At 47.1% G+C, this 14,094-nt stretch carries 13 protein-coding genes; 9 read left to right on the top strand and 4 right to left on the bottom strand.

Annotated features, from left to right (window positions below; translation table 11 throughout):
- The first annotated feature begins 124 nt into the window (after positions 1–124).
- Positions 125–1,831 carry a hypothetical protein gene (locus MKY73_RS16960; RefSeq protein ID WP_339302742.1) on the top strand — a complete coding sequence of 569 codons (1,707 nt, stop codon included), beginning with the start codon at positions 125–127 and terminating at the stop codon, positions 1,829–1,831.
- A gap of 67 nt (positions 1,832–1,898) precedes the next feature.
- The gene (locus MKY73_RS16955) at positions 1,899–2,864 is read left to right on the top strand and encodes a TIM barrel protein (RefSeq protein WP_339302741.1); all 966 of its coding nucleotides are present in this window, start codon (positions 1,899–1,901) and stop codon (positions 2,862–2,864) included.
- A 435-nt stretch (positions 2,865–3,299) separates the two neighbouring features.
- Here the strand turns inward: MKY73_RS16955 and MKY73_RS16950 are convergent, their stop codons facing one another.
- Both MKY73_RS16950 and MKY73_RS16945 read right to left on the bottom strand, forming a co-directional pair.
- Positions 3,300–3,884, bottom strand: coding sequence for an AAA family ATPase (locus tag MKY73_RS16950; protein WP_339302740.1), 585 nt, complete (start codon positions 3,882–3,884; stop codon positions 3,300–3,302).
- Positions 3,885–3,974: 90 nt separating this feature from the next.
- Positions 3,975–5,780, bottom strand: a complete 1,806-nt coding sequence (locus tag MKY73_RS16945; RefSeq protein WP_339302739.1) for an ABC transporter substrate-binding protein — start codon at positions 5,778–5,780, stop codon at positions 3,975–3,977.
- Between the two features lie 135 nt (positions 5,781–5,915).
- Between MKY73_RS16945 and MKY73_RS16940 the strand changes: the two genes are divergently transcribed.
- The 4 genes from MKY73_RS16940 to yidC all read left to right on the top strand — a co-directional run bounded on the left by MKY73_RS16940 (position 5,916) and on the right by yidC (position 8,704).
- On the top strand, positions 5,916–6,053 hold the full coding sequence (locus MKY73_RS16940; protein WP_339302738.1) for a hypothetical protein: 138 nt from the start codon (positions 5,916–5,918) through the stop codon (positions 6,051–6,053).
- Between the two features lie 33 nt (positions 6,054–6,086).
- Positions 6,087–7,436 carry a DUF4173 domain-containing protein gene (locus MKY73_RS16935; RefSeq protein WP_339302737.1) on the top strand — a complete coding sequence of 450 codons (1,350 nt, stop codon included), beginning with the start codon at positions 6,087–6,089 and terminating at the stop codon, positions 7,434–7,436.
- 93 nt (positions 7,437–7,529) lie between these two features.
- Positions 7,530–7,880, top strand: a complete 351-nt coding sequence (locus tag MKY73_RS16930; RefSeq protein ID WP_339302736.1) for a hypothetical protein — start codon at positions 7,530–7,532, stop codon at positions 7,878–7,880.
- Positions 7,817–8,704: a membrane protein insertase YidC gene (gene yidC / locus MKY73_RS16925; RefSeq protein ID WP_339302735.1), complete on the top strand. Its 888-nt coding sequence runs from the start codon at positions 7,817–7,819 to the stop codon at positions 8,702–8,704. Before MKY73_RS16930 ends, yidC begins: the two co-directional genes overlap by 64 nt.
- Before the next feature lie 165 nt (positions 8,705–8,869).
- Here the strand turns inward: yidC and MKY73_RS16920 are convergent, their stop codons facing one another.
- Together MKY73_RS16920 and MKY73_RS16915 are read right to left on the bottom strand one after the other, a co-directional pair.
- Positions 8,870–10,429: an IS1182 family transposase gene (locus MKY73_RS16920; protein WP_339302734.1), complete on the bottom strand. Its 1,560-nt coding sequence runs from the start codon at positions 10,427–10,429 to the stop codon at positions 8,870–8,872.
- 200 nt (positions 10,430–10,629) lie between these two features.
- The gene (locus MKY73_RS16915) at positions 10,630–11,739 is read right to left on the bottom strand and encodes a helix-turn-helix transcriptional regulator (protein WP_339302733.1); all 1,110 of its coding nucleotides are present in this window, start codon (positions 11,737–11,739) and stop codon (positions 10,630–10,632) included.
- A 129-nt stretch (positions 11,740–11,868) separates the two neighbouring features.
- On the opposite strand from MKY73_RS16915, the gene MKY73_RS16910 reads away from it, so the two are divergent.
- The 3 genes from MKY73_RS16910 to MKY73_RS16900 all read left to right on the top strand — a co-directional run bounded on the left by MKY73_RS16910 (position 11,869) and on the right by MKY73_RS16900 (position 14,031).
- Positions 11,869–12,576 (top strand): class I SAM-dependent methyltransferase, encoded by a 708-nt coding sequence (locus MKY73_RS16910; RefSeq protein WP_339302732.1) that lies wholly within the window; start codon positions 11,869–11,871, stop codon positions 12,574–12,576.
- The gene (locus MKY73_RS16905; protein ID WP_339302731.1) at positions 12,560–13,663 is read left to right on the top strand and encodes a saccharopine dehydrogenase NADP-binding domain-containing protein; all 1,104 of its coding nucleotides are present in this window, start codon (positions 12,560–12,562) and stop codon (positions 13,661–13,663) included. The genes MKY73_RS16910 and MKY73_RS16905 overlap by 17 nt, the downstream gene beginning before the upstream one ends.
- Positions 13,664–13,737: 74 nt before the next feature.
- Positions 13,738–14,031, top strand: a complete 294-nt coding sequence (locus tag MKY73_RS16900; RefSeq protein WP_339260778.1) for a hypothetical protein — start codon at positions 13,738–13,740, stop codon at positions 14,029–14,031.
- Positions 14,032–14,094 lie beyond the last annotated feature (63 nt).

Here is a 14,094-nt window from a genome sequence, read left to right as displayed (position 1 = left end):
ATGTCCGTTGCTCACGTAGTTGTCCTACGCTCCGCTACTCCATTTCTAGCTTAATTCCATCTTCTTGGTACTGAAAACTGATCTTTTTGAACACGCACCTATAGTCTCGGGAGGTTGCATTGACATGACACAACGAATGGTAGAGAAGATGTCGAAAGAGCAGCAGTATCTAGTGAATCAGTCCATGTTGATGATGGATAGCTTCTATGAAAAGGAATTGGATCTGCTTCGAAGTTTTGAAGAGGAGGATTCATCGCAGCACAGCACACGAGCCAGCGCGCATTATGCACTCGGGTTGTTGATTCGAAGTGAGCCTGGTGATGTGGAACGCGCGATACGGGTGTTCCACAAGGTGCTCGATTTTCAATATGACGCTCCGGATGAAATCTATCACGGAACCTTCGCGACCCGACCCAATGATGTGCATCCACCAGCGGGTCACTATGCTTGGAAATCTTTTGCGCCAGGCACGGCCTATTTCCTGGAACGCACCTTTGAGAAGGTGTCTGCGCAGTTTATCCATAAACTACGGGAAGATGGCTCTCTACTCACAGAGACGGCAGATCCCAAACAACTGAAACGTCTGTTTCATTCGGCAGTGAATCAGGTACTGCCACCGGTCTGGATCAGTTATGATCCCAATTGGCGCGAGTTTATCGCTTGTGTCTGTGTGGTCGTAACTGCCGAATTCTCCGAACTTCTGCCAGATACACTCATGAAACGAATGGATCATGCCATGGAATTGGCTGTTCAAGGGTCCATAGAACGAAGGTTATCCGACGTAATCCCCATGAACACCAATATTGAGTTAATGCATATTTTCATCACTCACTACTACGGCCATCGCTTGAGCCGAACAGAATGGATTCAGCATTCGGACGAACAGGCAGAGGGAATGATGAAGGAGTTTGAACAGTACGACGGTACATTCGCTGAATTTAATACGACAACGTATTACGGGGTGGATCTCTCCGTGCTTGGCATGTATCGAAAGTATGGACTCACCCAACGTTTAGTTGAAATTGGACACCGGATTGAACACGGGCTGTGGAATAACATTGCGCTATATTACAATGCCAACCTGGAGAATCTCTCCGGCCCATTCTCTCGGGCGTACGACATGGAGATGCGAGAGCATAGTTCGATCGGTGTATTTATCTATCTTTTGCTCGGTGAAGGCTATGAATATCTGGCAGGAATCAACTGTGAGTCAGGTCATGATCCACTGATTGCACTCCTTGGGGTGGATGTGCCCGCGGAAGCCGTGCCTTATTTCAAGGCTCATCAAGCGGATCGGCTTGTGCAGAAACAGTTCATGGAACTGTGTGAGCGCAATGATCCAACGTCCAATCGGAATCTATGTACGGCCAAAGCCTGGATTGGTGAGGACCGGATGATCGGAGCCATGTCGGGAAGTGTGAATACCAACGGCCAGATGCATCCCGCCACAATTCACTGGCAGACGGAGACGGGGGAGCGTTATTATCTCCGCTTGATCCGCCGTGAGGTAGGCGAGGGGTGGAACAGTCATCTGCGCGGAGTGACGTTTGATGCGGATCTCACGCCAGATTCGTTAACCATTGATGTCGCATTGGATACAGAGGAAGAAATCGACGTTTATTTTGAAATCAGAGGGCCTTCCCTTCGTCAGGAGGATATTACGCCAGCGTTATGGCAGTTCCCTGGACTTACGTGTACCGTGAAGACTGAGACGCCTGAACCATCCGTATTGATGTACTCGAATCACGCGGAGATCATCTATCGGTATGTGCCTGGAAGGACTGCGAACAAGATGAGATTTGAATTGACCATACATGAAGATAACGGATAGAGGAATGAAAAGATAGAGATCAATGGAATATGAATAGGCGATAGAATGAGAGGCAGGAGGAACAATCATGTATACGGACAAACAGGAATATTCGTTTTCAACATGTTGGAACATCAAACGTCATACGACCGGACAAGGCATGATTGAAGAGATCAAATCTCTTGGATTCAGACAGGTTGAACTGAACTACAACGTCACGGAAGAGATGCTGAAGACGATAGAGCCGATGATTGAACGAGGAGAAATCGGTGTATCCAGTGTGCATAACACATTTCCGCATGTGGCTGATCCAGATTATGGGACGGATTCCGTCCTGCTCGGATTCGATGACGAGTCGCGACGCAAACGAGCGATTGAACTGCTACTTCGCTCTGCCGAGTACGCACATCGTTATGGCGCCAAGGCTGTTGTTGTACATCCGGGTGAGGTTCCGTTTGAATACAATATAGATGAAGCGTTGAAAAAGATATACCACGATCAGGGGCCGGACTGCCCGGCGTATCAATCTTTATGGCAAGAGATGCTGGAGAAGCGGGAAGATGGCAGCGCACATTACCTGAGCCGGATTCAGGAGAGTCTGGAAGAGGTATGTGACTTGTCGGAGCAGCGGGGATATGGAGTGAATTTCGGTATTGAGACTCGTTCACGCTGTTATCAGATGCCGACTTTGCACGAAGCGGGAACGATTATTGGACGCATGAAGGGCGCGCCGCTTGGTCTCTGGTACGATATTGGTCACGGCATGATGATGGATCGAATGGGGCTGTACGATAATGTACGTGAGGCTAACGCGTTGATAAATCACGTGGTTGGCGTGCATATTCATGAAACCGTAGGTTTGGCAGATCATTGGTGTCCATACATTCATAGTAAAGACATGACCTTTTTTGATTCATTTTTGGATATTATTGATCGTTCACCGGTGAAAGTATATGAGCTGAAAGCCGCTTGTACACCGGAAGAAATTGATGAAAGTCATGGGATGATTACATCTCGCATTGCTGAACGTCATGCCGCACGTCAGCGCGGATAAAGGGAACAAGTATATTTTATGCTCAGCACATATGTTGGGAAATGTTCATCTTACGGATGGGCTGGGCTATGAGAGGCTAATAAATGGAAAAAGGGATCAGTTTCATCGGCCTGCGAGGCTTGGTGAGACAGATCCTTTTTTATATTTGGAGATCTAACGAACCTCACACGCCCTATTTCAAGTGTATGAGCCATATTAAAATCGTAACGAATCTGAGACAGCTTATATGTTTATTTTTAGCTCATTGCTGCCAATTTGTACTGATTTTCTGCCGTTTAGTGTTACTGAGGTTCGTTAGATTTTTAATATCAGTCTAAACAAGGCAATAAGGTGCCTCGGATTCGTTAGAGTTCAAGAAGCAAGTCACAACTTGGCGAGAGTAGCGTTTATTCTATCTATCATCTAAGTAGGTTAAGTGAAGGAGTGATACATTTTTTACTCGTACATCCGTCGTTCAAGTTCGGCATAGGCAATGGCCGGATCATCACTGGAGTTGTCAATGTAAGCGACGGATGAAGCAGGGAGAGGCCAAGCTACTTCTTTACGAACGAGAGAAGCTGTGAAGGCATCCCAGTTATCAAGTTTCCAGTCATCCAATGGAGATTGTCTCGCTGTGATCCGCTTGTGATACAAGGCTTCATTCTCCAGATAAATATAAGCCGCCCGCACATCCGTATCTTCCAGAGAACGTGCAATCCGTGCAAGTTCCCTAGCAATCCAATCCGAGGTACCGATTTCTTTGGTAAATGGACCCACAACGATAGTATCAATACCCAACTGAACGTTATCCAGAGCAGCGTCCATGGTAATACGATATCCGAGATCACGGCACAACTTCTTGTATTCAGGCGAGTCCCGATCGGATGGATCAAGTCCCTGAAGGGTCATAATTGCCTCTGCCGCGGGACGAAGCAGGATATCCATATCGAAGAAAGCGGCTTTATGTTTACGGGAAAGGGCTTTGGCAAGGGTAGTCTTGCCACTACCGGCCCCGCCGAGAAAGAAGATTAGTTTGCTCATGAATGTAATGCCTCCTTAGTATGTTAAAAGAAACTTTTGAACGTAAGTGAATATTATTTTCTTTATCTTAGCACAGTCGACATTGCATTCTCACTTGATTTCCTGGGACGGAAACCAGATATGACGCAGGTTCACCCAGCCTTGGCTGTTGAAAGATAGACCACGCACCGAAGGCAGATAAGCCGTCTCTACCGGTTTTTCAGATAAATGGAACAGCAGGTTTTGGCCGACCAAGAATTGTTCAATTCGGTCTAATGCAGAAGTTCGATCTGCTGCCAATGGTGAGGCGGCAATGGTTTGCAACATCTCATGAATCGTCATTCGAGCAGAATCTTCCAGATGCTCGGATAAGGTGGAGTAGAGATCATACCTGCGCAGTTCTTCGTCCCTGTCCCGAATCAGCGAGAAGAGAATCAGATCGGACTCTAGCCGCAAATCTCCTTTGAACTGCTCTATCGTGCCTGTGCGGACGGTACAGGAGTAACCGCACTGCCCCAATATAGATGCCAGTTGTTGAGCATCCCTGCGGTATTGTGGAATGGTTGCAATGTGCAGGGAAGTGGGACGAGTGGCAGTGAGTCGTTGAGATCTATCGCTGCATCCCGCCGAATGGACCTGGACCATCTCCGTATTCACCTTACTAAAATCAGGTACCACGACCTCAGAGTCATCTGCATGTCGGTCATCTTTATGCATTTCAGCAAGGCATGACTGGATGTGTGCTCTTACTTCCGGATCGTTTAACGGTCCGGTTTTTTGCGTATTACATGTGAGTAATTTATGAACCATCACACCTGCACTAATCTGGGTCCAATCTGCACCCTCGGACGAAGATGGATTATGAACAAGATGGAAGAACGGAGTTTCGATCTCTTGACTATCGTCCATTTTGGCCGAGGCACTCCACGGAATTTGCAGAATATCTACCCGGTCCATATGTGCTCTACCCTGAAAATACGATGGAAAAGCTTCAAGTCTGCACAAGTGATCATCCCAGGCAGTGACCTTGAACGGCCCCGTCCCGACAGGTTTTTGCATCCCGTGCGCATCACCCGCATGCTTTATCTTCTGTTCGTTTTTTCCGGATGAGGGTACAATCGCCGCACGACTTGTTGTAAGAAAGGACAAAAACAATTCATGAGGTTTTTTAAGTAAGAAACACACGGTCAAGGGACTGACCGCTTCAATAGATAGAATCTGTTTACTCACATCACGGTACAGTGTTCGGCGATCTGTAGATTGCAGCCGTTCAAACGTATGCACAATATCATGGGACGTCAGCATCTGACCATTGTGAAATGTAATACCTTTTCGTAAATAAAACGTCCAGGTCTGTCGGTCTGCACTGACATCCCAAGTATGAGCGAGACAGGGGAGAATCTCGCCTTGATCACTACGCTGAACCAACCCGTCAAAGACATGGCTGGTCACAAAGGATTCAGCCAACAGATTAATGTACAGCGGATCAAGCGCATGAAGCTGTTGTCGCAGGGGTAGCCGTAGTGTATCAATCTGCTCATTATTGGTGCCGGCTTCTGTATGATGTCCCGAATACCCGAGCAACCACTGGTTTAGATGATCCTGCATGGTTGTTGAACTGGAGAATGCACTCACCTGCTCGGCAGCTTCCTGCAATTCCCGGCGATTCATGGCTTGCATCATGTATTCAGCCGCGATTTGATCGGCCGGAACAAGCAAAGTCAGTGATGAACGACGACCGCGGCCACGCTGGGAAACCCAACTAATCCAGTCATGAGCAACCATCTTTTTGACAATCGTTAATGTATTACGATGCGTGCAATCGAGCAATTCAGCGAGGTCGGCAAGCGTAAGTTCATGTTCTGTGTGGTGACCGTATTGGCGATGTAACAGCAGATATTGCTGATGTATTTTCAAAGTGATGATTCCCTCCTGGAGGTGAACTCTGACGTATTCCTCTAAAATAAGAAGTTTTATCGTTTTTAATTTCTATTTATATTCCTATTTTATCATCTAGAATATAGCATAGAAAGGTTAATGGAGGTTTTTCCCATGATTGATAAAATATTGGCTTCACCGCACCGTGCTCTAATCACACTACTGTCTGCATGGATACTTGCTATCATTCACCAGTATTTATTCTATGGTAATGATTTGGGCGTATCGTATCCGATCTTTGTCATTCTCTGATACGTGTTTATGTATCTGTTTGCACGGGATCGTATGAGGTCTTTCAAATGGATTGATGCTTTTGTGGCGGGTGTAGTGTTGTTGTTAACGCTAACGTTCCTGTTCTATGACAATGAACTGTTCCGTGTACTTAATTTTCTGGTTGTACCGGGCCTGATCATCTTACATATGACGTATCTAATGGGTAGAAAACAGAAGCAGTGGTGGGAGATCGGGTTGATTGGTACGGCGATTGACCATTTACTGCCTCAAGCCATACGTCATTGGGGGACTGTTGGGGCCCTTGCTGTGAGAGCAGGGGGGCGTGGAATAGGCAAATCACAGAAAACAGTTGTTTTTAAAGTGCTCATCGGTCTTGTGGCATCTTTGCCTATTCTTATTGTTGTGATCACGTTATTGTCATCCGCTGACGGGGTCTTCGATCAATATTTATCCGGTTTCCCGGAGTGGTTAAATCAACTGACCTTTACACCAGGACTGCCAAGAATCATCTGGATGTTCATCGGAGGTATATTGTTATTCGGTTATGTATGGGGATATGTCCAGCCGATGCAATATGAGGCTGAGAAGAGAGAGAATGCACATTGGAAAAATGGAGAACGCACTCCGGTTCTTCGAGGACCATTCAGATTGGACCCCATCATTGTGGGCACCATGCTGATCGTCATCAACTGTGTGTACGTTATGTTCGTACTTGTACAGTTTTCGTATCTGTTTGGCGCGGGAGAGGGGCATCTTCCGGTAGATCTGTCTTACGCTGAGTATGCGAGAAGTGGGTTTGCGGAGCTGATTCTCGTTACGGGTATTAATTTCTTTATTCTTATTGTTGCATTGCAATTCACACGTCCGAGTGGAAAAGTAGGCATGATCGTGCATCAGGCACTTCTCCTGATTCTGGTCAGCTGTTCAGCAATCATGTTGTATTCCGCGTTTATGCGGCTAAATCTGTATGAACAGGCATATGGATATACGTATATCCGGTTCCTGGTACACGCATTTATGATCTTCCTGGCACTTCTGTTGCTGATTGCCGGCCTTCGTATACGTTACACGTCGATTCCGTTGATCCGTTGGTATATTGTGCTCGCACTGACTGCATATGTTGCCGTCAATTATGTGGGCATGGATCGCAGGATTGCCGAATTGAACATAGAACGTTACCGTCAAACTGGCAATATTGATGCATCCTACTTGGCAAGTCTATCGGCAGATGCGACTCCGTTACTTCGAGAGTTTGCTTTGAACGAGTACCCGGATCTCAAGAGAGAAATGCTGGAACGTCAAGCCTATCTGGAGAGGGACACATCCAATCGTTCCTGGCCTTCTTATAACGTTGCAAAACACAGAGCTGAGCTAGAAATGTCCAAATTGAGAACGGAATAGTTGAATACTGGCTATTTTCACGAACGGATTTATGCAAAAACAATATGTAAGTGTTATAATATAAAAAACTAACCTATAAAGGGGGTGAATCCCTTGTTTGAACTGCACGAGTTATTACCATATTTATTCTCGATTGGACTCATCTTCACCGTCAGTTATGCCTATATTGCCCATCTTCATTGTGGCATGACGGAGTACTGGGTGGAAGGTGGCGTCGGTGGTGGACTTGAACCTGTACTTCCCGCCCTGTGTTTGGACAGACAGCACAGACAGGAAGACTGGAGCCGCATGATTAGACGAAGAGAAGCGCCCGATGAAGATGAACCAGATTGTCATTCCTCGTTGAACGATTGGTCAACAAATCAACGAGGAGGATATATATGGAACATAAGACGAACAAGGGATTCACTTTTACATCGGGCAAGGGACGGATCTATGGCCTGATTGCTATTTTGTTTGCAGTCATGCTGCTTGCCGGATGCAGCAACAACGTGTCGGAGATTACCTCATCGACACCGGGATTTTTTAACCATTACATTGTATTTCCACTGTCGTATCTGATTCAGCATATTGCCACCATATTTAATGGAAGCTATGGGGTGGCGATTATTGTGATCACGCTGGTCATTCGTCTAGCACTGTTGCCATTGATGATGCGTCAAGCGAAGTCCCAGCAGGGAACACGAGTCATCATGAACGCCATGAAACCCGAGATGGATGCCCTCAAGAAAAAATATGAAGGCAAAAATGACCCTGCTGATAAGCAAAAGCTGTCTCAGGAAACGATGGAGCTATACAAGAAACATAAGTTCAATCCGCTGAATATTGGTTGCTTGCCGATGCTCATTCAGTTGCCTATACTTTCAGGTATTTACACGGCTATCCGACTTACACCGGAGTTGTCCTCCCATTCGTTCCTGTGGTTCAAACTGGGTGCACCGGATTACGTGCTCGCTGTGGTGGTCGCGGTCATTTATCTGATTCAAGCGAAGGTATCCCAAGCTAATATGGCGCCTGAACAGCGAAAACAGTTTGCCATTATGGGATATCTCTCCCCATTAATGATGGCATTCTTTTCTCTAACAGCCCCTGCAGCCATGCCGCTCTACTGGACGATTGGGGGTTCATTCCTGGTACTACAGACGTTATTGTTCCGCAAAATGTACCCGGTAGAACACCCGCAGGAGCCTGTAATTGTGGAAGTGAGTCAGAAAAAGAATAAAAAATCTGGTTCCTCCAAATCTACTCGGAAACCTGCAAAGTCGTAGGGTAACATATGGACGTTAATTACGGCCGCTTTATGAATGTATGTAGTAATGAACGTGTTATACGTTGCAAAAGCCTAAGAAAGAAGAGGCTGTCTCAAAAGCCTTTAAAACAAACATCGGTGAAGTGAATGAACACCGAGATGCCAAACGGGACCAAGCAGAGGTTCATCCTGCTTGGTCCCGTTTGCGTTTTTCCGCTATTGTCGCTTTTTTGAGCAGATTGTGGGCAAGACAAAGCCACCCGACCTCAAGGCTTACTTTTTGCAAGCCACGAAGCAGGAATCTTCGGAATCCCCGATTATTTTTTATTTGCCCAAACACACTTTCCGGCTCAACCATGCGCCGAACCGATAGCATGTATCCTTCCTCGCTACGTAGGCGTTCTCGCATCTCGTTTTTTTGCCGCATGTAGGTCAAGCTGACCGCAATCTCCCGGTCACCTTGGGCCTTGGTGCACGTCGCTTTCAAGGGACACTGACTACAATCCTCACTTCGATAGTGACGTGTCTGAATCGTGTAGCCGCTTTCCGTCATCGTCCGGCTTTCATACCGAAAAGGTAACGTTTGTCCAGCCGCACAGGTCCACGTATCTGACGTTTCGTTGTAACTCCAGTTGTCCACTTTACCGATGGCTTGCCGAAAAGCACGAGTCTTTTCCTTGTGATATGTCCCATATTTGACGATAGCCTGAATGTTTTGTTCTTCTAAATAGCTGTAGTTTTCTTCGCTTCCATACCCGGCATCGGCAATGATGGTCTTCGGTCTTTGGCCAAGCGTTTCTTCCAGATGATTCAGATGGGGTTTCAGACATTTGGTATCCGTAGGTCGTTGGTGTACGCTGTAGCCCAAAACAAACTGATTTTCCGTTCCGATCTGCACATTGTATCCGGGCTTCAATTGACCATTTCGCATGTGATCCTCTTTCATTCGCATGAATGTCGCATCCGGGTCGGTTTTGCTGTAGCTGTTCCGCTCACCGGCGGTTTGAAGCTGATATTCATATTTTTGCAGCCGCGGCAGCAAGTCCTTCCGCAACTGGCACACAGCTTTCTTGAGCGTTTTGTCCTTGGGTTTTTCAAGCAGTTTTTTCTCCAATTGCTGGACGGCTTGCTCCAGCTTGTCTGCCGTGAGAGCCGAGGCTTCGCCAAGCTCCGGCAGGTCGGTTCTGGTGTGAAGGGCATCTTCGTCGTTTTCCGCCTCTTCGATGGCTTGAAACAGGGTATGTACTTTTTCTTGCAGCTTGGCCTGGTGCTTGACGACGGCTTTTTTCCACACAAAGGTGTAGCGATTGGCATTCGCTTCGAGCTTGGTTCCGTCTAGAAAATAGTGATCCAATGATACATATTGCTCCTGAACCAGCAACTCCAGTACATGGGTAAATACGGTTTCCAGTACCTCTTTCATCCGCTCGGAACGAAAGCGATTGATGGTACGGAAGTCCGGCTGTTGGCGCGCGGCGAGCCACATGAACATGATATTTTCGCGAACCGCCTTGGCGATTTGCCGGGAAGAATAGATGCGCTGGGTGTAGGCATAGATGATGATTTTGGTGAGCATTTTGGGATGATAGCTGTGACGGCCACCACCAGGGTATGCCGCGGAGAAAATGGAGTCGCTCAGGCGATGAACGGCCTCATTCACGACACGCACGAGGTGATTTTCGGGGATATCTGTCTCCAAATCCATTGGCAAGAAAAGTTGATCCATGGTATATTGAATGTACAAAAGAAGCCCTCCTTAAAAGTGGTAGCTCGACACTTCCATTTTACCAAGGAAAGGCTTCTTTTTGTTGTGTAAATTTGGAAAACAGGGCTATCCCGAGTCTTTTTACGACTTATGGGACAGCCCCTTCTTTGTATTCTAGAAACGAAGTAGATTAAATGTACTCGCATTCTATTGAGCAGCTATTCATCTGTTCCGTCACGTCATATTGCCGGTTCATTCGACAGTTGGAAACGGGAAACGAAATACCAGATGAGCTCGCGACGTGAGGATACCTTGGTTTTGGCGAAAATCGATTTCAAATGATCCTGAACGGTGTAGACAGAAATATGCATCGCTGCAGCAATCTCCTTGGACGAATAGCTGCGCAGCACATAACCGAGCAGTTCCCGCTCTCGACTGGATAATCCATGGCTCTCAGCGAGCAAGGGCAGCAAATCTTGTGGCATCGCCTGCTCCATACGAATAGCAATCTGATCTGGTCCTGTAATCTGTTGCATAAGACTGGCATGAAGGATGAGGTAACGCCCATCCGGAAGTTGAATGCAGACTTTGGATGGTGAGTTGATAGCGATCTGAGTATCTTCAGCCCGTTCTGCCCTATTCTTGCGCTGTAAGTGGGAACTGACTGCACGTACCGGACGGGGCAGAACATCCGGCCCTATATGTTCCAGCATACGCAATTGGGACAGCCAATACTCCGCCGGGGCGTTCAGGGATAAGAGCTGGAACGTATCCGAGGTGATCAACATCCCGGGTTCCTCAGGACTTCCACTCGTGATTTCCTCCACAAGGGTCAGACTTGTGGACCGCAGCATCGATGCAATCGAAGCAGTCCAGGTCTGAATTAGCAACCGTTCTTCTTCTGTAAAAAAAGAATTCTCAGTCTTGCGATACAGCGTCAGATATCCCCAACAAGCGTCTCCACTGACGAATACGGCGCGCAGTTCATCACCGAACCCCGCTGGCTGAAGAATGTTGATATAACGTTGGCTTTGTTCAGGCTGTACGTTTATGGCCGTGTGAAGTATAGCTGTATGTTCACCGCTGCGAATTAACTCAGCGTATTTATGTATATCTTCTTCCATGTATTCATTGATGAATAACCGATCATGAATAGCTTCAATGCCTTCTTCTGTCACAGCTCCAGTGGAGAGAAGAGTCAAAGGATCAACGGTGGTGAAACAGTATGCGTCGTACGGTACAACTGATTGGATCTGTTTGAGAACAGCTTCCCGGTAGGTACGTGAGGTCCAGGTTCCTTTTTCAAGAGAAGTAATAAGTCTGTGGCTCCGGTCAATACGTGATGTCAACAAAGTTTCTCCTCTCTCTATGCGCATATCCCAATGTTCTGGGATTGTAGGCTTGGCGTATCCTTCTATAATGAAATTAGACGAACAACGAGTCAAGTCTAACTTCAATTCAAGAGGAGCGCGGTGTCCATGAATCACAAGCCATCACCGATGAGCTGGGAAACAGCAGATGTTCATCGTTACGAACAATCGATAGCCCTGAAAATTCCGGGTTATTCTCATATGCATGATCTGATGGAACGGCTGCTTGCAGCATCATTTGCAGATAACAACGATATTCATATAATTGTAGCCGGAGCGGGAGGGGGAAAAGAATTAGCTCTGCTTGGTTCGCGCCATTCCAACTGGGTGTTCACGGGAGTAGATCCTTCGCTGCCGATGTTGCAGCTTGCTGAGAAACGAGTCGCGGAAGCAGGTATTGGCTCCAGAGTGACGCTGCAACCTGTCACGGTTGAAGAATTGCCGGAGGATATTTTATATGATGGGGCGACAAGCATGCTCATGTTGCATTTTCTTCAAGGGATGGAGGCCAAACGAGCATTCCTGACAAGTCTGGCAGCGAGACTTAAACCGGGTGCACCACTGATCATTGCGGCTGTAAATGCCGATCTTCGTTCTCCGGCACATTCAATCATGATGCAAGCTTGGCAGGATCACATGCTCAGTGTGGGTGTGCTTCCTGAAGAGTGGGAGCGGTTTGCTGCTTCCCTGGGCCGTGAATCCGATCCGATATGCTCTGAAGAGATGACTCAGCTGCTGACGGAATGCGGCTTCTCACATATTACACGTTACTTCGGGGCGTTCTGGGTGGAGGGGTATTATGCAATTCGAAACTAACGTGAAGCCTATGAAAGATCAAATCTGGGTCGTTGGCGGTTATGGTCAAGTGGGCCAGATGATATGTACTCAGTTGGGGAAATTGTTCCCGGGTAAAGTATGGGCTGCGGGTACACGCATGAACCGTGCGGAAGAATTCAGCAGGTCTACAGGTGGTGCGGTACTACCGCTACAACTGGATGTGACCAAACCTGTGGAGCCGTCCATGTTACGGTCTGTGAAGCTGGTCATCATGTGTGTCGATCAGAGTGATACCCGGTTTGTTGAATCCTGTGCACAAGCCGGAACCGATTATATTGATATTTCTGCAAAGTATGATTTTCTCGCTCAGGTTGAACAGCTGCACACCACAATGCAACATTCCAAATCGACCGCGATCCTAAGCGTTGGACTATCACCGGGAGTAACGAACTTGCTTGTACGCGAAGCGACCATGCATATGGATCAGGTGGAAGAAGCAGACATAACCGTGATGCTGGGACTTGGAGAGAAACACGGAAAAGCAGCCGTGGAGTGGACGGTTGATCAGATGAATGCCATCTACCAGGTGATGCAAAAGGGCAAGCCTACGGAGGTGCAAAGTTTCGGAGATGGCAAAAGGATCGATTTTGGAGCGGAATTGGGGAACCGGAAGGCGTATCGATTTAACTTTTCGGACCAACACGTGGTTGCTCGAACTTTACGTATTCCAACCGTATCGACCAGACTATGCCTGGATTCCCGCTGGATCACAACATCCATGGCAATCTCCAAACGTACAGGGCTGTTTTCCCTGCTGCGTATCCCGTCTATTCGGAATGGAACAGTGAGGGCCTTTAGTCTTATTCCTGGAGGAGAGCCGATGTATGCGGTCAAGGTCGATGCCATTGGGTGGGAAAATGGGGAACGAATCCGCGTCGAACAATTGCTTGTTGGCGATAAGGAAGCAGATGCAACAGCAGCCGTAGCAGCGGCTGTGGCCGAACATGTATATAAAATAGAGTCAGCTTTGCCGCATGGTGTGTTTCATATCGAACAGGTTCTCTCGTTGCAGGACATTCAGGATGCACTTCATACGCCACTAAAGGTGACGACCAGGATCACCTAGTTTCATAATCTTTTGCTGGCACCCTCCGATCTGCTATGATGTAACAATAATCATGGCATGAATGGAGGGAGATCATGAACTGCGTTGCTGTATTACCTTATTACAAAGTACAGAGAGAAGTGACGGGTCTCGCCCAAGAGATTGAAGTGAATGCCCGTTCGATGATTCTGTATTCAGATAAAATCGTGACCAAATACCGTGAGTTCAACATCACGGAAGTGTTTGATATGTCATTTCGCCGTATGGGTGATGAAGGTGGATTTTTCTATCTGCACACGAGCACTGGAGTATATCCATATATGGTCGAGATCGATCCTAAACCTTTTATACAAAGTTTCAGAAAGATGACGATTCAAAAATTAAAATGACTTGACCTTGCCGTTACGTGAAGGCTTAACCTCGGATATGGAAGGAACGATAACCAATTCAGA

Origin of the sequence: Paenibacillus sp. FSL R5-0519, from assembly GCF_037974275.1 — a bacterium.
Taxonomy (GTDB): domain Bacteria; phylum Bacillota; class Bacilli; order Paenibacillales; family Paenibacillaceae; genus Paenibacillus.
Note: the sequence above shows the minus strand (reverse complement) of the source record. Positions and strands in the feature narration are given on the sequence as shown.

Excerpts from the sequence above, each read along its gene's own strand:
- yidC (WP_339302735.1), top strand. The coding sequence starts at position 7,817 with ATGGAACATAAGACGAACAAGGGATTCACTTTTACATCGGGCAAGGGA.
- MKY73_RS16950 (WP_339302740.1), bottom strand. The coding sequence starts at position 3,884 with ATGAGCAAACTAATCTTCTTTCTCGGCGGGGCCGGTAGTGGCAAGACT.
- MKY73_RS16955 (WP_339302741.1), top strand. The coding sequence starts at position 1,899 with ATGTATACGGACAAACAGGAATATTCGTTTTCAACATGTTGGAACATC.
- MKY73_RS16940 (WP_339302738.1), top strand. The coding sequence starts at position 5,916 with ATGATTGATAAAATATTGGCTTCACCGCACCGTGCTCTAATCACACTA.
- MKY73_RS16935 (WP_339302737.1), top strand. The coding sequence starts at position 6,087 with ATGAGGTCTTTCAAATGGATTGATGCTTTTGTGGCGGGTGTAGTGTTG.
- MKY73_RS16910 (WP_339302732.1), top strand. The coding sequence starts at position 11,869 with ATGAATCACAAGCCATCACCGATGAGCTGGGAAACAGCAGATGTTCAT.
- MKY73_RS16905 (WP_339302731.1), top strand. The coding sequence starts at position 12,560 with ATGCAATTCGAAACTAACGTGAAGCCTATGAAAGATCAAATCTGGGTC.
- MKY73_RS16900 (WP_339260778.1), top strand. The coding sequence starts at position 13,738 with ATGAACTGCGTTGCTGTATTACCTTATTACAAAGTACAGAGAGAAGTG.
- MKY73_RS16960 (WP_339302742.1), top strand. The coding sequence starts at position 125 with ATGACACAACGAATGGTAGAGAAGATGTCGAAAGAGCAGCAGTATCTA.